The organism is Rhodococcus sp. KRD175 (genome assembly GCF_017168275.1).
Classification (GTDB): domain Bacteria; phylum Actinomycetota; class Actinomycetes; order Mycobacteriales; family Mycobacteriaceae; genus Rhodococcoides; species Rhodococcoides fascians.
In genome coordinates this window covers 675810-698488 of record NZ_JABFAQ010000004.1, presented here as the reverse complement: position 1 = coordinate 698488, position 22679 = coordinate 675810, and the positions used below count along the sequence as shown (strand labels likewise).

At 65.3% G+C, this 22679-nt stretch carries 18 protein-coding genes; 10 read left to right on the top strand and 8 right to left on the bottom strand.

The genetic code is table 11. The features are described from left to right. Position 1: 1 nt before the first annotated feature. Entirely contained in the window at positions 2-427 is a 426-nt protein-coding gene (locus tag J1M81_RS07740; protein WP_032367529.1) for an HIT family protein, read from the bottom strand. Positions 428-515: 88 nt separating this feature from the next. Here J1M81_RS07740 and J1M81_RS07735 point away from each other — a divergent pair, with 88 nt between their 5' ends. The 3 genes from J1M81_RS07735 (at position 516) to purD (ending at position 5078) form a co-directional block, all read left to right on the top strand. After that, entirely contained in the window at positions 516-1757 is a 1242-nt protein-coding gene (locus tag J1M81_RS07735) for a bifunctional glycosyltransferase family 2/GtrA family protein (RefSeq protein WP_206497852.1), read from the top strand. Beyond that, a complete protein-coding gene (locus J1M81_RS07730) occupies positions 1754-3751 on the top strand; it encodes a glycosyltransferase family 39 protein (protein WP_206497851.1) in 1998 nt (665 codons plus the stop codon). The genes J1M81_RS07735 and J1M81_RS07730 overlap by 4 nt, the downstream gene beginning before the upstream one ends. A gap of 76 nt (positions 3752-3827) precedes the next feature. Continuing rightward, positions 3828-5078, top strand: a complete 1251-nt coding sequence (purD, locus tag J1M81_RS07725; RefSeq protein WP_032386389.1) for a phosphoribosylamine--glycine ligase — start codon at positions 3828-3830, stop codon at positions 5076-5078. A gap of 67 nt (positions 5079-5145) precedes the next feature. Here purD and J1M81_RS26265 read toward each other — a convergent pair whose 3' ends face one another. Then, on the bottom strand, positions 5146-5610 hold the full coding sequence (locus J1M81_RS26265) for an endonuclease domain-containing protein (protein WP_241257722.1): 465 nt from the start codon (positions 5608-5610) through the stop codon (positions 5146-5148). Between the two features lie 93 nt (positions 5611-5703). Continuing rightward, positions 5704-5982 carry a type IV toxin-antitoxin system AbiEi family antitoxin domain-containing protein gene (locus J1M81_RS26260; RefSeq protein WP_241257721.1) on the bottom strand — a complete coding sequence of 93 codons (279 nt, stop codon included), beginning with the start codon at positions 5980-5982 and terminating at the stop codon, positions 5704-5706. A gap of 167 nt (positions 5983-6149) precedes the next feature. Here J1M81_RS26260 and J1M81_RS07715 point away from each other — a divergent pair, with 167 nt between their 5' ends. Continuing rightward, complete coding sequence (locus tag J1M81_RS07715; RefSeq protein ID WP_206497850.1) at positions 6150-7298, top strand: pyridoxal phosphate-dependent aminotransferase; 1149 nt, start codon at positions 6150-6152, stop codon at positions 7296-7298. Between the two features lie 65 nt (positions 7299-7363). Here J1M81_RS07715 and J1M81_RS07710 read toward each other — a convergent pair whose 3' ends face one another. Then, positions 7364-8395: a low specificity L-threonine aldolase gene (locus J1M81_RS07710; protein WP_206497849.1), complete on the bottom strand. Its 1032-nt coding sequence runs from the start codon at positions 8393-8395 to the stop codon at positions 7364-7366. Between the two features lie 40 nt (positions 8396-8435). Here J1M81_RS07710 and J1M81_RS07705 point away from each other — a divergent pair, with 40 nt between their 5' ends. Then, positions 8436-9083, top strand: coding sequence for a TetR/AcrR family transcriptional regulator (locus tag J1M81_RS07705; RefSeq protein WP_032374229.1), 648 nt, complete (start codon positions 8436-8438; stop codon positions 9081-9083). Positions 9084-9094: 11 nt separating this feature from the next. Here J1M81_RS07705 and J1M81_RS07700 read toward each other — a convergent pair whose 3' ends face one another. Both J1M81_RS07700 and J1M81_RS07695 read right to left on the bottom strand, forming a co-directional pair. Further along, positions 9095-9241, bottom strand: coding sequence for a hypothetical protein (locus tag J1M81_RS07700; protein ID WP_155289570.1), 147 nt, complete (start codon positions 9239-9241; stop codon positions 9095-9097). Continuing rightward, complete coding sequence (locus J1M81_RS07695; RefSeq protein ID WP_032374230.1) at positions 9238-9888, bottom strand: DsbA family protein; 651 nt, start codon at positions 9886-9888, stop codon at positions 9238-9240. Before J1M81_RS07695 ends, J1M81_RS07700 begins: the two co-directional genes overlap by 4 nt. Before the next feature lie 116 nt (positions 9889-10004). Here J1M81_RS07695 and purB point away from each other — a divergent pair, with 116 nt between their 5' ends. Next, positions 10005-11429, top strand: a complete 1425-nt coding sequence (purB, locus tag J1M81_RS07690; RefSeq protein WP_032374311.1) for an adenylosuccinate lyase — start codon at positions 10005-10007, stop codon at positions 11427-11429. A gap of 46 nt (positions 11430-11475) precedes the next feature. On the opposite strand, the gene J1M81_RS07685 is transcribed toward purB, so the two are convergent. Then, the gene (locus tag J1M81_RS07685; RefSeq protein ID WP_135042887.1) at positions 11476-12267 is read right to left on the bottom strand and encodes an HAD-IIA family hydrolase; all 792 of its coding nucleotides are present in this window, start codon (positions 12265-12267) and stop codon (positions 11476-11478) included. 91 nt (positions 12268-12358) lie between these two features. On the opposite strand from J1M81_RS07685, the gene J1M81_RS07680 reads away from it, so the two are divergent. After that, positions 12359-12784: an HIT family protein gene (locus tag J1M81_RS07680; protein WP_027495809.1), complete on the top strand. Its 426-nt coding sequence runs from the start codon at positions 12359-12361 to the stop codon at positions 12782-12784. On the opposite strand, the gene J1M81_RS26790 is transcribed toward J1M81_RS07680, so the two are convergent. Beyond that, a complete protein-coding gene (locus J1M81_RS26790) occupies positions 12771-13982 on the bottom strand; it encodes an ABC transporter substrate-binding protein (protein ID WP_206497848.1) in 1212 nt (403 codons plus the stop codon). The genes J1M81_RS07680 and J1M81_RS26790 overlap by 14 nt on opposite strands. A 116-nt stretch (positions 13983-14098) precedes the next feature. Between J1M81_RS26790 and J1M81_RS07670 the strand changes: the two genes are divergently transcribed. From J1M81_RS07670 to J1M81_RS07660, 3 genes are read left to right on the top strand one after another with little or no spacing between them, the layout of a single operon-like run. Next, positions 14099-17590, top strand: coding sequence for a non-ribosomal peptide synthetase (locus tag J1M81_RS07670; protein WP_206497847.1), 3492 nt, complete (start codon positions 14099-14101; stop codon positions 17588-17590). A gap of 43 nt (positions 17591-17633) precedes the next feature. Next, positions 17634-19289: a (2,3-dihydroxybenzoyl)adenylate synthase gene (locus J1M81_RS07665; RefSeq protein ID WP_032374039.1), complete on the top strand. Its 1656-nt coding sequence runs from the start codon at positions 17634-17636 to the stop codon at positions 19287-19289. Then, positions 19286-22675 (top strand): non-ribosomal peptide synthetase, encoded by a 3390-nt coding sequence (locus J1M81_RS07660; RefSeq protein ID WP_155289547.1) that lies wholly within the window; start codon positions 19286-19288, stop codon positions 22673-22675. The genes J1M81_RS07665 and J1M81_RS07660 overlap by 4 nt, the downstream gene beginning before the upstream one ends. Positions 22676-22679: the final 4 nt, after the last annotated feature.

Here is a 22679-nt window from a genome sequence, read left to right as displayed (position 1 = left end):
ATCAGTTAGGGACGTGAGCCTCGTGCCCGAGGTGGCGTAGCGCTGCTCGAAGCTTGTCGGCAGCCTCGTCCTGTGACTCCGCGGACGGGTTCGGATCCGCACCGGAGATGTCGAAATTGCCCATGTCGTACGCCGGAAACACGTGCAGGTGCAGGTGCGGCACCTCGAGGCCGGCGATCAACAGGCCGGCCCTGGGCGCGTCGAACGCCGTCCTGACAGCCTGACCGATGATCTGCGCGACGGCAGTGATCTTGGCAAACACGGCACCGTCGACGTCCTGCCACTGATCGATCTCCTCACGCGGAACCACCAACGTGTGTCCCTGAGTGACGGGGGCAATCGTCAGAAACGCCACGACGTCGTCGTCCTGCCAGACGAACCGTCCGGGAATCTCACCTGCGATGATCTTGCTGAAAATAGAAGCCATGGGGACAGAATGCCTTATTGGGGCGTCTCCCAGGTGATTGCCAGGTTCGTCGCAGCGTGGGTCCAGCTGCACACACGAGTGTTGCCTCATGACAACGAACTACCTCGCCCGAGCAGCAGGCCACCGGCCCGGCTCGAACGCAACGGCCACGCTCGAGGTGGTCATCCCGGTGTACAACGAAGAGGAGGATCTCGAGCAGTGCATTCGTCGACTGCACGAGCATCTCGAGGAAAGGATCCCGTTTCGGTCGCGGATCACCATCGCCGACAACGCAAGTACCGACGGCACCCTCGCGGTGGCGCATCGGCTCGCCGACGAGATCGACGGAGTTCGGGTTCATCATCTCGACGAGAAGGGACGCGGGCGGGCGCTCAAAGCGGTGTGGCTCGTGTCCGACGCCGACGTCGTTGCCTACATGGATGTCGATCTGTCCACCGACCTCAACGCCCTCATGCCGCTCGTCGCTCCATTGCTGTCGGGTCACTCGGACCTCGCCATCGGTTCTCGGCTGAACCGGTCGTCCCGGGTCGTTCGCGGAGTGAAACGTGAATTGATCTCGCGCAGTTACAATCTCATCCTGCGCACCTCGCTGCGCGCCCGCTTCTCCGACGCTCAGTGCGGGTTCAAGGCGATGCGCACCGATGTTGCTCGACAACTGCTTCCACTCGTCGAAGACACCGGATGGTTCTTCGACACCGAACTGCTCGTCATCGCCGAGAAGGTCGGCCTACGGATTCACGAGGTGCCGGTCGATTGGGTCGACGACCCCGACAGCAGCGTCCACCTCCTCGATACCGCCGTCAAGGATCTGCAGGGATGCTGGCGCGTCGGTCGTGCCCTTGCGACCGGAATGCTCCCTGTCGCCGAACTGCGTCGAAGCCTGGGACGGGAGCCGCTCGTGGCCGGTGTACCGCACGGAATGATCGGCCAGCTGGTGCGATTCGGCATCATCGGTGTCGCGAGCACCGTGGCCTACGCACTGCTGTATCTGGTGCTGCATCCCATGATCGGGGCACAGGCCGCGAACTTCGCCGGACTGCTCATCACCGCGATACTGAACACAGCGGCCAACCGTGCCTTCACTTTCGGCGTCCGAGGGCCCGCGAGCGCGGGCAAGCACCAGCTGCAGGGTCTGGCGATCTTCGGCTTCGCGCTGCTGATGACGAGCGGCTCGCTAGCGATACTGCACGCCTGGTCTCCGGACGTGTCGCGGCACATCGAACTGGCCGTTCTCGTCGTCGCCAATCTCGTTGCCACCGTGTGCCGATTCGTCGCACTGCGGTGGGTCTTCCGTAGTTCGGAGTCCGATCTTTTAGGAGAGAACCGATGACCACGACGATCGAACGGCCGTCCGCGGCCGCGCCGACCGAGCCGGCGACCTCCCGGCGGTGGGAACTTCTCGGGTTGATCGCTCTGCTGATCGGCACCGGCGTGGCATACATCTGGGGACTCGGTGCCTCGGGTTGGGCCAACTCCTTCTATTCCGCAGCGATACAGGCAGGTTCGGTGTCGTGGAAGGCCTTCTTCTTCGGATCCTCCGATGCCGCCAACTCGATCACCGTCGACAAGCCGCCGATGTCGCTGTGGTTGATGTCGTTGTCGGTGCGGGTGTTCGGGCTCAACACCTGGGCGATGCTGGTGCCGCAGGCGCTGCTCGGAGTCGCTTCCGTTGCGTTGCTGCGAGCCGTCGTCGTCCGCCGATTCGGTGCGGCCGCCGGGTTGCTCGCCGGACTGGTGCTGGCGCTGACTCCCGTTGCCGCACTGATGTTTCGGTTCAACAACCCCGACGCGTTGCTGGTGCTGCTGATGATCGCCGCCGTCTGGGCCATGTTGCGAGGCGTCGAATCGGGAAAGATCAAGTGGCTGTTGATCACCGGTATGTTCGTCGGATTCGGCTTTCTCACCAAGCAGCTCCAGGTGATGCTCGTCGTACCGCCGCTGGCCTTGACGTACCTGATCGCCGGGCAGCCCAAACTCGGCACTCGAGTGCTGCAACTGTTCGCCGCGCTCGGAGCCATGATCGTCTCGGCCGGTTGGTGGTTGCTGATCGTCGAGTTCTGGCCGGCATCCTCGCGGCCGTGGGTCGGTGGCTCGCAGAACAATTCGATTCTGGAACTGACTCTCGGCTACAACGGGTTGGGTCGACTCAGCGGCAACGAGACCGGCAGCGTCACCCCGGGCGGTGTCGGTGGCGGCGGCGGGTCGATGTGGGGCGAGACCGGCATCCTCCGCATGTTCGACGCCTCCCAGGGCGGCCAGATCGCCTGGCTCATACCTGCCGCATTGTTGCTGCTGGTGACGGGACTGGTGTTGCGAGGCAAAGCCCCTCGCACCGATGCGCAACGCGCGTCGTTGATCGTCTGGGGCGCATGGCTGCTCGTCACCGGTCTGACGTTCAGCTTCATGGCCGGCATCTTCCACTCGTATTACACGGTCGCACTCTCGCCTGCCGTCGCTGCGCTCGTGGGTATCGGCAGTGTGATGCTGTGGCGCGAACGACAGCGGTTGTGGGTCCGGATCGCGATGGCGCTCGCGGTGGCGTCGACCGTCGCACTGGCGTGGGTGCTGCTCGGCCGTAGCGCGAGCTTCGTGCCGTGGCTGAAGTGGGCGATCCTGGTCGTCGGTGTGGTGGCGGTGGTGGCTCTGCTGATTCCGGCCCTCACTCGCGGCAGGCTCGCCGCGGTCGCGATTCTCGCGGTGATGTTCGCCGGACTGGCCGGGCCGACGGCGTACGCGGTGGACACGATCGGCACCCCGCACACCGGATCGATCGTGTCCGCCGGGCCGAGCACCGGTATGCGCGGATTCGGCGGCATGGGTGAGGGCCAGCGCGGGCAGGGTGGTCTGCCGGGTGGAATGCAGCTGCCTCCCGGTGCACAGATGCCGGCCGGAATGCAGCCACCGGCGGGACTCCCGGGTCAGGCCGGCCAGCTGCCGGGCGGAGCCGAGATGGGCATGGGCGGCGGTATGGGTGGACTGCTCGAAGGCAGCACCCCGACCGCCGAGGTCACCGCAATGCTCGAACAGGACGCAGGTTCGTACACCTGGGTGGCGGCGGCCATCGGTGCCAACACCGCGGCGGGTTATCAACTGGCCACCGAGGATCCCGTCATGCCCGTGGGCGGCTTCAACGGAACCGACCCGTCGCCGACGCTGGCCGAGTTCCAGCAGTACGTGGCCGACGGCCGAATCCACTACTTCATCGGAGGCGGCGGTATGGGTGGCAGGGAGTCGGGTTCCTCGGCCGAAATCTCGGCATGGGTGACCGAGAACTTCACCGCGACCACCGTCGACAACGTCACGCTGTACGACCTGACACAGTAATCTCGCCATCCCCGACGGGCCCCGCATCACGACAGGTGCGGGGCCCGTCGGCGTCGAGCAGATAGTCTGATGCACTGTGCGCGTACTCGTCATAGGTTCCGGTGCTCGTGAGCACGCCCTTCTACTTGCGTTGAAGGCCGACCCGTCGGTCGACAAACTGTTCGTCGCTCCCGGCAATGCGGGCACAGCCACGCTCGCCGAACAGCACGCCGTCGACGTGGCATCCGGTGAGGCGGTGACAGCACTGGCCACGAAGCTCGAGGTGGATCTCGTCGTCATCGGGCCCGAAGTGCCCCTGGTTCTCGGAGTGGCCGATTCTCTGCGCGAGGCCGGCATCGCCACGTTCGGCCCGTCGGCCGACGCCGCACGCATCGAAGGATCCAAGGCGTTCGCCAAAGACGTCATGGCAAAGGCCGGCGTGCGAACCGCACACAGCGAAATAGTCGACTCGCCCGCACTGCTCGATGCCGCCCTCGACCGATTCGGCCCCAACTGGGTCGTCAAGGACGACGGACTCGCCGCAGGCAAAGGCGTCGTCGTCACCACCGACCGCCTCGTCGCTCGCGACCACGCCGCCGAACTCCTCGAAAACGGTCACCCGGTACTGCTCGAGTCGTTCCTCGACGGCCCCGAGGTGTCCCTGTTCTGCCTCGTCGACGGCGAGACCGTGGTTCCGCTGCTGCCCGCGCAGGACCACAAACGCGTCGGCGACGGAGATACCGGCCCCAACACCGGGGGCATGGGCGCGTACACCCCACTCCCATGGTTGCCCGAAGGTGCCGTCGACGAGATCGTCCGTGACGTGGTGAAACCCGTTGCCGCCGAGCTGGTGAAGCGTGGAGTGCCGTTCTCGGGTCTGCTGTACGCCGGTCTCGCGATGGGTGCCGACGGCCCGGCCGTCGTCGAATTCAACTGTCGCTTCGGCGATCCCGAGACACAGGCGGTGCTGGCCTTGCTGGAGTCGCCGCTCGGCGAGGCGCTGAATGCGACGGCCACCGGCACGCTGGCATCACTGCCGCCTCTGCGCTGGAAGGACGGCGCGGCGGTCACCGTCGTCATCGCCGCCGAGAACTACCCCGGTCGCCCCCGCACCGGTGACGAGATCCTCGGCTCCGAGGGCGAAGGCGTCCTGCATGCCGGCACCGCTGTGAAGGACGGCGCCGTCGTCTCCGCGGGTGGACGCGTGCTGAGCGTCGTCGGCACAGGATTCGACCTCACCGCCGCCCGAGATGACGCCTACTCCCGGATCGCCGGAATCCGATTGCCGGGCAGCCACTTCCGCACCGACATCGGCCTCGCTGCCGTGGAGGGTCGCATCTCGCTGTAGGTGACCTCAGCGCCCACTATTCGTGCTGAAACACCTTTTCCCGATTTTGGGAGCGAATTGTGGGCGCTCAGGTCAGTGCCTTCCGGCGTCGACGCACCGTATCGATGATCTGGTCCACCACGTAAGCGAGGTTGCTCATCACCATCGCTGCCGAATAACGCAGAACCAACCAACCGTCGAGTTGCAGAGAGTTCTGCCGAACTCGATCGCTGGTGAACACCTTGGACTCTACGTGGAACTCACGGCCGTCTATCTCCACGATCACCCGTGACCTCCGGTCCATCAGGTCGGCAAAGTACCGGCCCACCTCGGCGTTGATTTCCAAGTGGTAGCCCCGCGCCGTGAGTGCGCGCGCCACTATTCGCTCCGGCTCGGACAAGGTGCGTGGACAACACACGCGTAGTTGTTTTCTCACCGCTGCAATCCCGGCCATCCCCGCAGACTCCTCACACTGCAGCGCAACCGCCCGCCAGCTGACCTTGTGCGTGAGTGCGGCGTCGAAGAATTGCTCCAGTGCAGTCGTGGGCAACATGGCTGCAACGTCGATGATGCACTGTTCGATCGTGACAACGGGAAGCAGATCGACGTAGCTGGACTCGATCAGGGTTCGGCGGTATTGGCGAACCTACGGCGGGCCTGCCCGTTTTGTAGAGCGAGCGATCGTGAGGTGAACCTGCTCCGGTTCGTGGTCGAGCAGGGTCCACCACCACGCAGCCGTCAGGTGACTGAGCACGGCTTTCGGTTGCCACAACGTGACCGCGGCGCACCGGTCGCGGAAATCGGGCTCGCCGGTGCAGTAGATGCCAGGCAGTATCCGCGTCAACTTTCCGGTCTTGGTGCGGTAGGTGATAGCTCCTCTGGTCATTCCCGAATCGAGTAGTTGTTGTTGCGTGTACACCGTCATTCGCACAGCCTTGCGTCGAAATAGTCGTCGCGGGAGAGAGATTCGCGAATTGTGGATAGCCTTGATTCCTGTGGATAACTGACCTCAGGTCACACTTTGCGAGGGCTCCGACGGTATGCCGTGTGGTAGTGCGAATAGTGGGCGATGAGGTCAGTAGTGTCGATGGAATGCACAGTGAATCGCAGCGATCGAAGGTCGAGCCGTTCCACGTGATGGATGTGTTCGCCGCGGCGGCCGAGCGGGCGCGTACTCACGGTGATGTGCTGTCGCTTGCCGCAGGTCAGCCGTCGACCAGGGCACCCGAGCCGGTGTTGCGCGCCACCCGAGACGCTCTGGATTCGCATCTGCTCGGGTACACCGAGACGCTGGGCATTCTGCCGCTACGGCAAGCGATCGCGGAGTATCACAGCACGCGGTACGGCATCACCGTCGAGGCCGACGACGTGGTGATCACCACCGGGTCGTCGGGCGCATTCACGTTGCTGTTCCTCGCTGCGTTCGACGCGGGGGATACCGTCGTCATGGCCAGGCCCGGGTACCCGGCATATCGAAACACGTTGGCGGCGTTGGGCTGTCGCGTCGTCGAACTGGATTGTGTGGAGGAGACACGGTTCCAGCCCACCGTCGCGATGCTCGACGAACTACCGGAGCCGCCTGCCGGGCTCATCGTCGCCAGTCCGGCCAATCCCACCGGCACGATCATCGACCCCGACGAGCTGGCCGCCATCGCACGCTGGTGCGACGAGCACGGAACCTTGTTGGTCTCCGACGAGATCTATCACGGCATCTCCTACGGCGACGCGCACACGTCGAGCGCCTGGGAGGCGTCGAAGGAATCCGTGGCCATCGGGTCGGTGTCCAAGTACTTCTCGATGACGGGGTGGCGCATGGGCTGGATGCTGCTGCCGGCTCGATTGCGCAGGGCCGTCGAAAGATTGGCGTCGAACATGACGGTCTGCCCGCCGGCGATCTCGCAGGTGGCGGCTATTGCGGCGTTCACCGAAGAGTCGCGCCGCGAGCTGGATTCGCATGTCGAGCGGTACGCCGTCAACCGCAGGATCCTGCTCGACGGTTTGCCCGCGTTGGGTATCACCGATCTGGCTCCGGCCGACGGTGCCTTCTACGTCTACGCGGATATCGCGCATCTCACCGACGACTCGCGGAGTTGGTGCGCCCGAGTGCTGGCCGAGACCGGGGTCGCGTTGGCACCCGGCGTCGACTTCGACACCGTCCGTGGGAACCACACGGTGCGATTCTCGTTCGCGGGCACGACCGCCGATGTCGAAGAAGCCTTGGAGCGACTACGTCGCATGTGAGTGTTTCCTCGTAGCAGGCTACGAGGCAGGAGTGGAGCCTGCGGAACGACAGGAAAGCGCTGCGCTCACATGGGGCGCAGCCGCTCCAGCACCTCGGAGATATCGGCTGCATCGACGTCACGGTGGGTGACGAAGCGCACCTTGCCCGCGACGGTGACGGCAGCGATGCCCAGATCGGCCAGCTCGGTCACTGTCCGTACAGGATCGGCGACGGCGGCGAGCACGATGTTCGTCTGGGGTTCTGCGACCTCCCAGCCCCGTTCACGAAGGCCGCGTGCCAGCGTCGAGGCATTTGCGTGATCCTTGGCGAGATCGCCGATTCGATCCAGGGCGACGAGCCCCGCCGCAGCGAGCACGCCACCCTGACGCACGCCGCCGCCCAACATCTTTCGCACACGCCGGGCCTCATGGATTCGCGCCGCATCGGAGACGAGCATCGAGCCGACGGGTGCGCCGAGCCCCTTGCTCAGGCATACCTGCACCGTGTCTGCGCCGGTGGTCAACGACGCGATCGGAACATCGAGTGCCACAGCGGCATTCCACAGCCGAGCCCCGTCGAGGTGAATTCTCAATCCCGAGTCACGTCCGGCCGCAACGAGTTCCGCCCACTCGTCCGGTCTCAACACGGCACCGCCGGCGAAATTGTGTGTGTTCTCGAGCGAGAGCAATGTGGTCCGCAGGGCGAAGTACGGCCCGACGCCGCCGGCTGCCGCACGCACCGTCGACGCAAGGGGGCGTCCGGGGCCACCGTCGTGGGGAAGTGCCTCGGGCATTCCGCCCGCCAACCAGGCTGCGGTGCCGAGCTCGGAGCCCAGGACGTGCGCGTGCTCCGGGGCCAGGAATCGATCGCCGCGCTGCAGATGGAGCATTAGCGCGATGATGTTGCCCATCGAACCGGACGGCACCCACAGCGCCGCCTCGAAGCCGAGCAGATCCGCCACTCTTTCCTCGAGCGCCGCCATCGTCGGATCGTGGTCGAGGACGTCGTCACCCACTTCGGCGTCGGCCATTGCTTGTCGCATGATCGAATCTGGTCGGGTGATGGTGTCGGAGCGAAGGTCGATAGGTCGATGAGCCACGAACACTGACAATTCCATAGCGCGAAAGCAGTCCGACGAACGGCTGCGAGCTGGCACGATGACTGGAATGTCCGCAGGTCCGACCGAGTCGCAGCACAAGGTGTCGGGTGCGACTCCGAAGGGAGTGCGCCGCCGCCACGCTCTGGCGTCGGCGGCTGCAGACCTGCTGGTCGAGGGTGGATTCGACGCGGTTCGGCACCGGTCGGTGGCCGCTCGCGCCGGACTGCCGTTGGCGTCGACCACCTACTATTTCGAGTCGCTCGGCGACTTGGTGGCCGCGGCGGTCGACGTCGTCGGGACCCGCGAGATCGACGTCATGCGCGGACGTATCGACGACGAGGGCAAGTGCTCAAAGAAGATGGAGTCGACGGTCGATCTCATCGTCGACCTGCTGATCGGGCCGCAGGGCGGTCACGAGCAACTGGTCGCCAGATACGAGCGGTTCATCGCGTCGGCTCGGCATCCGGAACTTCGTGAGGTGCAGCTGAGGCTGCGTGCCCAGATCGACGACCTGCTGACCGATGTGCTGCGGCGATCGGGGCGAACCGTGCAGGAAGAGCAGCTACGACGACTCGTGGCAGTGGTCGACGGTGCAGTGGTGGGCGCGCTCAGCGAGGTGGATCCCGATCCGCGCGAAATGGCGCGGAGCATGCTGTTGGCGGTCATCGACATCGTGGCACCGGCGGAACAGGTGTCGGCCGATTGACTCAGGCCCCCTCAGGCCGGCGTGTTCAACCCGAAGTCGTTCTCGCCCGAGTCTGCGTCTCGGATCGGCGGCACCTCGCACACACCGTCCTCGCAGACGGGGCCGCGGTCGTCGCCGACCATCTCCAAGTCGCCGACCATCTCCAACGGGCCGCTCATGCGCCGGCCGCGGCCTTCTGCAGGACTTCGGCGAACACCGACGGTTCCTGTGCGCCCGACACACCGAGGCGACCGTCGATCACGAAGAACGGCACACCACTGATTCCGTAGGCGATGGCCTGCTCCTTGTCCGCGCGCACGGCGGGCAGGTATTCCTCGGACTTCAGCGCCTCGACCACCTCGTCACGATCGAGGCCGATCTCCGCGGCCAGGTCGGCGAGGTCGTCGACGCGTCCGACGTGGCGGCCCTCCTCGAAGTAGGCCGCCAGCAGCCGTTCCTTCATCTCGACCTGCTTGCCCTTCGACTTGGCGAAGTGCAGGAGTTCGTGCGCCTTGACGGTGTTGGTGTGCTGCAAGGCGTCGAAGTCGTACGCGAGCCCCTCGCCTGCGGCCAGCTCGGTCATCTGCCCCAACATCTGCGTGACCTGGGCGGCCGGCATGCCTTTGTGGGAGACAAGGAAGTCGACTTCGGTCCCGTCGAAGTCGACCGGTGTGTCGGGTGCCAGCTCGAACGAGTGGAACTCCACCTCGAGCGTCCCGCCATCGGCGATGAACTCCGCAGCACCTGCCTCGAAACGGCGCTTACCGACGAAGCACCACGGGCACGCGATGTCGGACCAGATGTCGACCTTCACTGTTCGGCTCACGGCGGCTGCAACATCGGAATGCGGTGCGGTTATTCCACGCTGCGGCGATGCTCGGTCCGACGGCCGAATTCGAGTCCGACCTCATCCGAGACCGACAACTGGGCCACGTAAGCTGGATGCTCGTGAGCATCCCGAATGTCCTGGCCACCCGTTACGCAAGCCCCGAACTGGTGGAGCTGTGGTCTCCGGAATACAAGATCACGCTCGAACGGCAATTGTGGATTGCCGTGCTGCGCGCACAGTCCTCGCTCGGAGTCGACGTGCCCAACGCGGCCATCGCCGATTACGAAGCTGTCGCCGACCAGGTCGACCTGGCGTCGATCGCCGAGCGGGAACGCGTCACCAGGCACGACGTGAAGGCCCGCATCGAGGAGTTCAACGCCCTCGCCGGTCACGAGCACATCCACAAGGGACTCACCAGCCGCGACCTGACCGAGAACGTCGAGCAGCTGCAGATTCTGCGTTCGCTCGAACACGTCCACACGCACGGTGTCGCCGTGGCGAAGCGGTTGGCCGAACGCGCCGCCGAATACTCCTCCCTCGTCATGGCCGGCCGTAGCCACAACGTCGCCGCTCAGGCCACCACGCTGGGCAAACGCTTCGCGTCGGCCGCCGACGAGCTGCTGCTCGCGCTGTCCCGGCTGCAGGAACTGATCGCGCGTTACCCACTGCGCGGCATCAAGGGCCCGATGGGCACCTCGCAGGACATGCTCGACCTGTTCGGCGGAGACTCCGCGAAGCTCGTCGCACTCGAACGCATCGTCGCCGATCATCTCGGCTTCCGGCACACGCTCACCAGCGTCGGCCAGGTGTATCCCCGCTCGCTCGATCACGAGGTCGTGTCCGCGTTGGTCCAGGTGGGTGCCGGGCCGTCGTCGTTCGCGCACACTGTCCGCCTGATGGCGGGCCACGAGCTGGTCACCGAGGGCTTCCAGCCCGGCCAGGTCGGTTCTTCGGCGATGCCGCACAAGATGAACACCCGCTCGTGCGAACGCGTCAACGGCTTGCAGGTGGTGCTTCGCGGCTACGGATCGATGGCCGCCGAGCTCGCCGGAGCGCAGTGGAACGAGGGCGACGTCTTCTGTTCCGTCGTGCGTCGCGTCGCGCTGCCCGACGCGTTCTTCGCCATCGACGGTCTCATCGAGACCTTCCTGACCGTGCTCGACGAGTTCGGTGCGTACCCCGCCGTCATCGCCAAGGAACTGGACCGCTACCTGCCGTTCCTCGCGACGACGAAGGTGCTGATGGCGGCTGTGCGCGCAGGCGTCGGCCGCGAGACCGCGCACGAGGCGATCAAGGAACACGCAGTCGCCGTCGCGTTGGCCATGCGCGAGCAGGGACTCGAGCCCGACATGCTGGATCGGCTGGCTGCCGACGGCCGACTGCCGCTCGACCGCGCTGCACTCGATGCGGCGCTGGCCGACAAGACGGCCTTCGTCGGTGCAGCGGACGCACAGGTCAGTGCGGTCGTCTCGGCCGTGGAGCGGCTGATCGCGAAGTTCCCGGCCGGTGCGGCCTACATCCCGTCGCCGATTCTCTGAGTTCTCTGTTGTGAGTGGAAACTCGTAGTGGGCTACGAGTTTCCACTCACATCAGGACGTCCGGCAGGTCTGCGACGGAGTCGATCACGTGATCGGGTTCCATCGCGAATTCGTCGGTGATGCGTCGATCGAGCACGTCCTGACGGAACTTTCCGGTGCGCACCAGAACACCGGTCATGCCGACGACCTGGGCGGCGAGGACGTCGTTGTCGAGGTCGTCGCCGACCATGACGACGTCGTCCGGATCGACGCCCATCCGCTCGGACGCCGTGCGGAAGCCCAGGGGAGCGGGCTTGCCGATGGCTTTCGCGGCGTGTCCGGACGCTTGCTCCATCCCGGCGAGGTACATGCCGGTGTCGATGCGCAACCCGCCACCGGTACTCCACATCAACGATCGATGCATCGCGACGACGGGAATGCCGCGACACAGCCAGTCGTAGACGCGACTGAGACGCTCGTGCGTGAACTCCGGGCCGGCACCGCCGACGACCACGACATCCGGATCCCCGGAAGACTCCTCGACGAATTCGATGCCCGGCATATCGGCCGCGATCTCGCCGTTGTTGATCATGACCACCCGAGCATCCGGGTAGTTCTCGCGTAGATGATCCGCGGTGAGCGACGCGGCGGTGACGATCTCGTCGGAATGGACGTCGAGTCCGACGTCGCGCAATGCCGCCGCTATCTGCTCGCGCGTCTTCGAGGTCGTGTTGGTCAGGAACGCGCGTGCAATGTCGTTGTTGTCCAGGTACTTCAGCGTCGCGGCTGCCCCGGGTACCGCCTGCCACGACGTGACGAGTACGCCGTCGATGTCGAAGAGAACCCCGCCGATGCTCATCGGCAAACAGTAGTCGGGTCGAGTCAGTCGTGCAGTTTCAGCAGTCGCGGTGTCGTTCGTGCGGTCTGCGCTCACGCCTAGGCTCGATGCCGTGAACCCCTACACGATTTTCTCCGAGATCATTGCCGGGACCGCCGAGGCGTCGCGCGTCCACGAGGACGACACCGCGATCGCGTTCATGGACATCAGGCCTCTCACCACCGGGCACGTGCTCGTGGTGCCCAAGCAGCAGTATCGGACGCTGGCCGAGTTGCCGCCCGAGATCGGTGCGCATCTGTTCGTCGTCGGGCAGAAGGTGGCTGCCGCTGTGCGAGCGAGCAATCCGCGCGTCGCCGGGGTGAACCTGTTCCTCGCCGACGGCACGGTGGCAGGTCAGGAAATCTTCCACGTGCATCTGCACGTCATCCCGCGCATGATCGGCGACGGATTCGGTCTGCGGGCTCGGCCGTCGTCGCCGCATCGATCCGAACTCGACCGACTGGCGGCGGAGATCGCGGCCGCGCTTACTCGGCAGTGACCTTCTGCGCCTTGGACAGTGCATCGGCGTAGACGTCGATGGTGTTGGTGTAGCGGCTGTAGCTCTTGTTGGCGCCGTAGTCCCACAGCACCATCTGTTGCTTCTCGACGGCGGAGATGGTGTCGAAGCCGGGGTAACGGCTCGGGATGTCGGCAAGCTTCACGTCGGATGCGTTGGCAACGTCGTGGTAGACGAACGCGACATCGGCATCGACGCTCGACACATTCTCCCAGGACACCTTCTTCCAGTAACCGTCGTCGGTGCCGTCGGGGGTGTACATCTTCAGGCCCCAGCTTTCGTAGTCGCTGAAGTCGGGATCCGCCGACGGATCGAGTACGTAGGCGACGTCGAGGGGCCAGACTCCCACTCCGGTGAGGTCCTGACGTTCGGACGCAACCTTCTTGAAGTTGGTGACAGCAGCGTCGTAGTCGGACTTGATGTCTGCCAGTTGTGGGGTGTCGAGGTCGACGCCGAGCGACGACGCCAACCCGGCGTAGTTCTCGATGGTCTTCGCGGTCGACGTCGTGTCCAAGGTGACCCCCAGGGTGGGAGCGATCCGATCGATCGTGTCGGCCTTGGACGAATCGGCCGTCGTGGTCAACTTGCCGAACTGGCCGAATCTCGGGTTGAACTCACCGATGACGAGATCCGGGTCCAGGCTGGCGGCTTTCTCGAAATCGAAGGTGCCCCAGGTCTCGCCGACCGATTCGATGCCCGTCAGATCGGAGCAACTCAGAATCGGGCTGGTCCCCATCGGCGTCGTCGACCAGATGGCGATCGGCTTGATTCCGTACGACATCAGCGCAGCGGCGGATTCCTCGTCGGCGATGATTCTGGTCGGTTGTGCATCGAGGGAAACGGTCCGTCCGCGGCCGTCGGTGTACGTGAACGGTCCGGACGCTCGGTCGACCGAATCGACGCGGTCGTTCGCACTGCACGCGGCGGGGTTCGCGTTCAGGTCGACGGTCTGGGTGCCGGCGTCGTCGCTGCCGGTGGTGCCACTGCTGCACGCGGCAGCAGCGAGAAGCACGAGAACCGCTATGCCTCCGGTGAGGGCGCGGGGTGCGGAGCCGAATCTGCTCGAAGTCGGTGTCACGTGTCTGCTTTCGTCGAGGCCGAGATGGCCGATGTCGAGTGGAGCGCCGTACTTCCTGGTGTCGAGGTAGGGGCCGAGGGCACCCTCCTCGCGGTGGCCCACAGATGCTAGCCTCCTCAGGGTCGGCTAAGCGAGGGTAGCCTTTCCTTATGGACGGGCTCTGGATATCGCCTGGTCGCGCGCATACGCAACACAGTCGATCGAAGGGGACTCACCGGATGGATCAGCGGGGAATCGGACGGGACGAACTGCGGGCGGTGGTTGCAGAACTGATCGGTGCGGAACCCGGGGCTGTGGCGATGGACGCGGATCTGTTCGAGCTGGGTCTCGAATCGATCGTTCTGATGCGGTTGGTCGGGAGATTCCGCAAGCAGGGGTCGACGGTGACGTTTGCCGAGCTCGCTGCGCAGCCGAACATTTCTGCCTGGTCCGAACTGATCGGTGGTTCGGCCGAATCGAGTTCCCGAAACTCCGAGCGGCAATCGACGCTGGTCGAACCGGACACGTCGGAGTTCGATCTCGCACTGTTGCAGCACGCCTACTGGATCGGGCGCAGTGCCGAGCAGCGGTTCGGCGGGGTCGCACCGCATCTCTACACCGAATTCGACGGCGAGGCAGTGGATCCCGATCGACTACGTGCGGCGCTCGATGCCGTCGCACAACGGCACGAGATGTTGCGGGCCCGGATTTCGGACAACGGACAGCAGCGCATCGAACCGACCTCGGGGTGGCGCGGGTTGACGGTCCACGACCTACGATCCGAGTCCGACCCGACCGACCGCCTCGAAGAAACGCGGCTCCGTCTGACCCACCAGATGCTCGATATCGAAGCGGGCGAGATGTTCTCGGCCGATCTGTCGCTCCTGCCGAACGGTCGCACGCGTCTGCACCTGGACATCGACATGATCGCCGGCGATGCAGTGAGTTTTCGTATTCTGGTTGCAGACCTGGCGCGGGCCTACGACGGCGATCCCCTCCGGGCAATCGCGTACAGCTATTCGCGGTACCTCGCCGATCGCCCGCTCGACCGACGCAGCGCCCGTGCTCAGGCCGAACGCTACTGGTCCGAGCGCCTCGACTCACTGCCCGGAGCGCCGACTCTTCCGTTGCTGGAACATGATTCGGGTGCCCCGGTAGCATTGCGTCGGGCATTTCATCTCGACTCCGCGGCATACGGCGATCTCCAGACGCACGCCAGAGCCCACGGAGTCACCCCGGCGGTGGCAGTGGCCACGGCGTTCGCCGAGGTGATCGGTGCCTGGTCCCGCGAACAACGGTTTCTGCTCAACGTGCCCATGTTCGATCGCGCTCCGACGCATCCCGACGTCGAGAATCTCATCGGTGACTTCTCGTCGTCGGTCATGCTGGAAGTCGATCTGAACGAGCCGCTCTCGTTCGTCGAACGTTCCCGTCGGATCCGGTCCCGTCTGCACGAAGACGCCTCGCACGCCGACTATTCCGGGGTCGAGGTGCTGCGCGACCTCGGCCGCCGTCGAGGAGAGCCGGTGCTGGCTCCCGTCGTCTTCACGAGCGCGCTCGGTTTGGGCGAGTTGTTCGACGCTCGCGCGCGGCAGGTCTTCGGTGATCCGGTGTGGATCATGTCGCAGGGGCCGCAGGTGGTTCTCGACGCGCAGATCACCGAACTCGACGGTGGCGTGTTGGTCAACTGGGACATACGCGAGAACGAGTTCCTCCCAGGAGTTCCCGACGCGATGTTCGACGCGTTCGAGACGCTGGTTCGCGCACTCGTGGTCGACGGTGACTCCGTGTGGGCGGAGCCTGTGGGTCAGCTGGTTCCACCGCGTCAGCTGATGTCGCGAACTCCGTCAGCCGATGTACCCCGAACGGACGCGTCGCAGTCGGCCGGGAACGAGACTCTGCACCGCGCCTTCTTCGATCGCGCGTCGCAGCATCCCGACGCGGTGGCGCTCGAGTGGGGCGAGAACGAGTCGATGACGTACGGCGATCTGTGTGACCGGGCACTGAGAGTTGCTGGGGCACTGAGGGACCGAGATATGACAGTGGGCGACACGGTGGGGGTGACGCTGCCGAAGGGTCCCGATCAAGTGGTCGCAGTTCTCGGTGTGCTCGCCGCGGGCGGGGTGTACGTACCGATCGGCGTCGACCAACCGTCGAGCCGTGCTGCGCTGATCGCCCGAAAAGCGGGGTTCACGGTGACGATCGGCGGATCGGGCGACGACGGTCTCGCGGTGTCCCACGCGATCCTGAGTGAGCCTCGGCCCGCCCCGCACCTCGGCCCCGACACCGCGCCCGCGTACATGATCTTCACCTCCGGCTCCACGGGTGAACCGAAAGGTGTTGTGGTCTCGCATCGCGCCGCGATGAACACGATCATGGATCTGGTCGAACGTTTCGACCTGAACGAGGGCTACCGTCCATTGTGCCTGTCCGAGTTGGACTTCGACCTGTGCACGTTCGACCTGTTCTCGGTGTTCGCGGCCGGCGGTACGGCCGTGCTAATCCAGGAACACGAGCGCAAGGATCCGCAGCGCTGGGCCGCTCTGATTCGTGCGCACCGCGTCACGGTGATCAGCTGCGTGCCCCCGCTGCTGGACATGATCCTGTCCACCGGTGACGATGTGGGCGGTTCGCTCGAGGTCGTCATGCTCGGCGGCGACAAGGTGGGTATCGACCTTTACCGGCGGCTGACGGCGGCGGTTCCCGGATGTCGGTTCGCCGGACTCGGTGGCGCTACGGAAACCGCGATCCACAACAGCATCTGTGAGGTCGTGGACGTCGATCCGAACTGGCGCACGGTCCCGTTCGGGGTGCCGCTCGCGTCGATGGCGCTTCGGGTGGTCGATGCGCGTGGGAACCAGGTGCCGGACTGGGTGCCCGGTGAGTTGTGGGTCGCGGGCGTCGGTCTCGCCGACGGCTATCTGGGCGATCCCGAGCGTACGAACGAGCGCTTCGTCGAGGCCGACGGCTACCGCTGGTACCGCACCGGAGACCTGGTTCGGTACTGCCCCGGCTCGACGGCCGAGACCGGCTCCATGGTCGAATTCGTGGGCCGTGTGGACAACCAGATCAAGATCAACGGATTCCGGATCGAACTCGGAGAGATCGAAGCGGCACTCACCGCGGATCACGACGTGGCCACTGCCGCAGCCGTTGTCGACCGCACCGCAGCTCCGATCCTGCTGGCCGCCGTGGTGCCGACCGATCGAGACGCGGATGCCCGTGAGACGGTTGGGTCCGTGAGGGCCAGGGCCGCCGAGCGTCTCCCAGCGCACATGGTGCCGGAGCAGATCGTGACGGTCTCCGCGCTGCCGCTGACCGTCAACGGCAAGATCGACTCCGCTGCCGTCGTCCGGCTGTGTCGCGCCGCGGGAGAAAGCGAACGGGTCGATGCCCGGATTGCGCCCAGAACTCACCTCGAAAGCGCCCTCGCCCTGATCTGGCAGAAGGTACTCGGGGTCGACGGCATCGGTGTGACGGACACGCTCTTCGCGCTCGGCGGCGATTCCGTCCTGGCGACGACCATCGTCGCCCGCATTCGCGAGTCCTTCGACATCACGTCGGTCACCGTGCGCATGATGTTCGCGGCACCCACCGTGGCCGGGCTCGCGGACCGGATGATCGGCGCAGAAGGTGACGCAGAATTCCTCGAGGCCACCGCCGAGATCTTCCTGTCGGTCGAAGCGATGTCGGAGGACGAACTGTCGGCCGCGCTCGAACACCATTCCTGACCCGCTTCGCATTCCCGGAGGACGAGAATCCATGGTGCAGAACATGACCGAACTTGCCGAGCCGGAAACCGACGTCGACGGTTTCGTGCCGTTCGACGACGAGCGTGCCCGCAGGTACCTCGACGCCGGGTTGTGGCGAGGTGAAACCCTTCCGGAGGTGTTCGCAACGTGGGCGACGCAGTTCGGCCCTTCGAGTGCCGTCGTCGACGATCGCACGGAGCTGAGGTACGACGAGCTGCTTCGACGAGTGCGGAGCGTCGCAGCCGGATTCGCCGATCGCGGCATCGAACCGGGCGACCGGGTGGTCGTGCAATTGCCGAACTCCGTGAACTTTGCGGTCGTGCTGTTCGCCTTGCTCGAATGCGGAGCAGTTCCGGTGCTGACGCTGCCTGCACATCGCCGACGCGAGATCACCCATCTCGCCGCCACCGCATCGGCGGTGGCGTACGTGATCTCCGATCGGGACGGCGACTTCGACTATTGCGAACTCGCCGATGAGGTCCTCGCGTCGGTGACGAGTGTTCGGCACGTCTTCGTCGACAGTTCCGGACCCGAATCGAACGGCGGCGGGTCCCATACCTCTCTGTCCGCGGTGGCCGGGGTGCCCCGACAGTTTCCGCGCGCCCGGCCGACCGATCCTGCCTTACTGCTGGTCTCCGGTGGCACGACGGGATTGCCCAAGCTGATTGCCCGTACGCACAACGATTACGAATACAACGCCAGGGCCAGTGCGGAGGTCTGCGCTCTCGGTCCCGAGGACGTGTATCTCGCCGTTCTCCCTGCCGCACACAACTTTCCGCTCGCATGCCCCGGGCTGCTCGGTGCCCTCGGGGTAGGGGCAACGGTGGTGTTCTCCGGCAGTGCCAGCCCGGACCACGCGTTCGCGCTGATCGAGAGATATCGCGTGACGATCACGGCGCTGGTTCCGACGTTGACTCATCTGTGGTGCGAGGCAACGGAATGGGAGGATGCCAACCTGTCCAGCTTGCGGTTGTTGCAGGTCGGGGGAGCGAAGCTGGCACCGGAGGTCGCCAAGCTGGTCGAGCCCGCGCTCGGATGCCGGCTGCAGCAGGTGTTCGGCATGGCCGAAGGACTACTGAACTACACCCGAGCCGAGGACAGCCCGGAAGTGGTGATCGGAACGCAAGGCAGGCCGTTGTCCCATCTGGACGAGGTGCGCGTCGTCGATGCGGACGGAAACGATGTATCGCCCGGGGAAGTCGGTGAATTGCTGACGCGGGGCCCCTACACCATCAATGGCTATTATTCTGCGGCAGAACATAATACGACTGCCATCACCCCTGATGGGTTCTATCGCAGTGGGGATCAGGTGCGCGAGCTCGAGTCCGGCCATCTCGTCGTCACCGGTCGCATCAAGGACGTGATCACCCGAAACGGCGAGAACGTCGCGGCCGACGAGCTCGAAGACCTGCTGCTCACCCATCCTGCAGTAGCGCGGGTCGCGGTGATCGGGGTGCCCGATGCCGCTGTGGGCGAAAGTGTCTGCGCAGTCGTGGTGCCGAACGGAAGTGGTCCGACCGTCGCCGACGTGCGGGCCTTCCTGACGGCGGCCGGCTGCGCCGGATTCAAACTGCCCGATCGCGTGGTGACACGAACATCGCTGCCCGTCACCGCCATCGGCAAAGTGGACAAGTCCTTGCTCGTCACACAGTGCACGCAACAGCAGCCGACTCGATGAAGGAACCCATGGATCTCGACGACGTCAGACGTAGGTTGGTGCAGGAGCGGTTGCGGCGTGCCCGAGGCGACGAGGCCGCACCCGAGGCGAGCCGCGGCCCACTCGCAGACGTCGAATCCGCCGAATTCGATTCGTTGAGGGAGCAATTCGGATCCATCGACGACGTCTGGCCACTGTCACCACTGCAGCTCGGGCTCGTCTTCCAGGTAGGTGTCGACGCCGATGCCACCGAGCTGTACACCGTCCGCACCGTCGTCGAGGTCGACCGCGTCCTCGACGACGACAGGATCAGGCGAGCTCTGCAATCGGTCGTCGATACCACCGCGGCGATGCGGACGGCCTTCGTGACGCCGGACGACACCGCGCCGGCCCAGGTCGTACTCTCTGCGGTGCAGGCACCGTTGACGGTGGTGGATCTCCGTGCGTGCCCGGCGAGCGAGGTGGACGATCGATGGAGCCGGATTCTCGCGGACGACCGGGCGCTCTCGTTCGACATCGCTGCGCCGCCACTGTTTCGGGTCACCCTGGTGCACCTTCCCGGAGGGGTCGACCGACTGTTGACCACCTACTGGTTCGGGTGCTTCGACGGCGGATCCTCGGCACTGCTCGTGGCTCGAGTCCTGGAGCAGCACGACGAGAACGGCACGCCCGTTCCGCCGGACCACGGCTACCGTGAGTATCTGCGTTGGCTGGCTTCTCGCGACCGTGCCGAGTCCGAGCAGGCGTGGCAGCGGTACTTCGGCGATATCGACAGCCCGACCTCGGTGGCCGCGGAGGCCACCCGCGGGGACGGTTCACCCCGCAGGATCGAACGCAGAGTGACGGCAGCGGTGTCCGACGCGCTGGATCTGCACGCACGTCGATCCGGTTCGACTCTGTTCACGGTTCTCGCAGCGGCCTGGGCGAGTGTGTTGATGCGTGTGGTGGGGCGGTCCGATGTGGTGTTCGGTACCGCCGTCGCCGGTCGGCCCATGGATGTGGCCGGTTCCGACACCGCGATCGGCGCGTTCATCAGCACGGTGCCGATCCGGGTGACGGCAGGTGGATTCGATTCGGTCACCGATGTGGCTGCGCGCGTGCAGGATCAGCGTCTCGACCTGATGCCGCACGACACCCTCGGTCTCGGTGGAATTCAGCAGGCCATCGGTGCGGGGGCTCTGTTCGACACCCTGCTCGTCCTGCGTAACGCTGCCGGGCCTGCGGGACGACAAGAATCGACGTCGGCGGGGAACGAGCGCCGCGTGCGACACATCTCGACCGTCGATGGGTCCGAGTTCCCGGTGTCCATCGCAGTGGATCCCGGCGATGAACTGAACCTGTCGGTGACGTATCTACCCGATTCTGTGGACGACGAGCGTGCCCGATCGCTGCTCGACTCGTTCGCATCGGCACTCTATACCGTTGCAGCGCAGCCCGATCTGCCGATCTCGCGCTGGCCGTCTGCCCCGGGCGACATGCCGAGTGTCGTCGAGAACGAGTTCGACGGCCGATCGGAGCGACTGCAGGACAACACGATCGCCGAATTGCTCGCCGCACGCGCCGCGGCCGTTCCCGACGGCATCGCGTTGGTGTTCGGAGACCGGCGGCTGACCTTCGGCGACCTAGACCGGCGGGTGAACGCCTGCGCACTGGCGCTGCTTCGCCGGGGTGCCGCTCCCGAACGCATCGTGGCCCTCGCTCTGCCGAGATCGGTGGAGATGGTGGTGGCCCTGTTTGCGGTGCTGCGTACCGGTGCCGCGTACCTGCCCCTCGAGCTCGACCATCCGACAGAGCGTCTCGACGTCATGTTGGCCGACGCGCAACCGGCCGTTCTGGTGTCGACGGTGGACACGGAGAGCCGGGGATTGGCCACCACCGCCACACGGATGGTCGTCGACTCCCCTGAGGTCGCAACAGAGTTGGCGTACGACATCGACGCGTCGGAAGTCGAGGCGGCCACCGCGTCGGTCGGTTTCGCGTCCGGCACCGTCGGCCGACTCGAGCACCCCGCCTACGTCATCTACACCTCCGGCTCGACCGGAACACCGAAGGGCGTCGTCACTCCGTATCGCGGTCTGACGAACATGCAGATCAATCACCGGAACGAGATCTTCGCTCCCACCGTCGCCGTGGCAGGAGACCGCACCCTGCGGATCGCACACACGGTGTCGTTCTCCTTCGACATGTCGTGGGAGGAGTTGCTGTGGCTCGTCGAAGGTCACGAGGTACACATCTGCGACGAGGAATTACGCCGCGACGGTGAGGCATTGGCTCACTACTGCGAGCAGAACAGAATCGACGTGGTCAACGTGACGCCCACGTATGCCGGACATCTGCTCGATCTCGGACTGTTGGACGAACGCGACGGACATCGAATTCCCCTGGTCTTGCTGGGTGGTGAGGCGGTACCGGATGCACTGTGGAGTCGGCTCGACGGCATCGGCTACAACCTGTACGGGCCTACCGAGTACACGATCAACGCGCTCGGTACCGGAACAAGGGACAGCGTCGGGCCGTCCATCGGTTCGCCGATCCTGGGCACACGTGCGTCCGTCCTGGACCAGTGGCTACGGCCGGTCCCGATCGGTTCGGTGGGGGAGTTGTACCTCTCCGGTGTCGGTCTTGCGCGGGGCTATGTGAACCGATTCGGCGACACGGCAACGAGATTCGTGGCCGACCCCTTGACTCCGGGCGCACGGATGTACCGCACCGGTGATCTGGTTCGCATTCGAGCCGACGGTCTGTTCGACTACCTCGGTCGCGCGGACGACCAGGTGAAGATTCGCGGCTATCGAGTGGAGACCGCAGAGGTCGAACGCGCCGTGGCCGCATGCGAGGGTGTGGTGGGCGCGGTGGTGCGTACGGTGCAGATCGGGAGTGGTACTCGCGCCCTGGCCGCATACATCGTTCCTCGCGACGGCGGTACGACCGACACGTCCGTGCTGTTCGGTTCCATTCGAGACCGGCTGGCAGCGACGTTGCCCGAGTACATGGTGCCGACGTTGTTCGCTGCCCTGGAACGCATTCCGATGACGATCAACGGCAAGCTCGATGTGCGGGCTCTTCCGACCGTCGACGCCGTGGGCGGAGGCACGTTCGTACCGGCCCGAACGCCGGTGGAAACGATGTTGTGCGAGATCGTCGCGGCGGTTCTGGGTGTCGGACGCGTGGGGATCGACGACGACTTCTTCGCGCTCGGCGGCGACAGCATCACCTGCCTGGCCGTGGCATCGCGGGCGCGAAAGGCCTCGATTCCGCTGGCACCGCGTGAGGTGATGCGCAAGCGGACGGTGCGCATGTTCGGGGCGGAGCTCACACCGGACGCCGACGCACGCCCCGCTGTCCACGCCGCTGCCACGGTGGAACTGTCCCAGGACGAGCTCGACGAATTCGAAAGCAGTATGTGAGCAG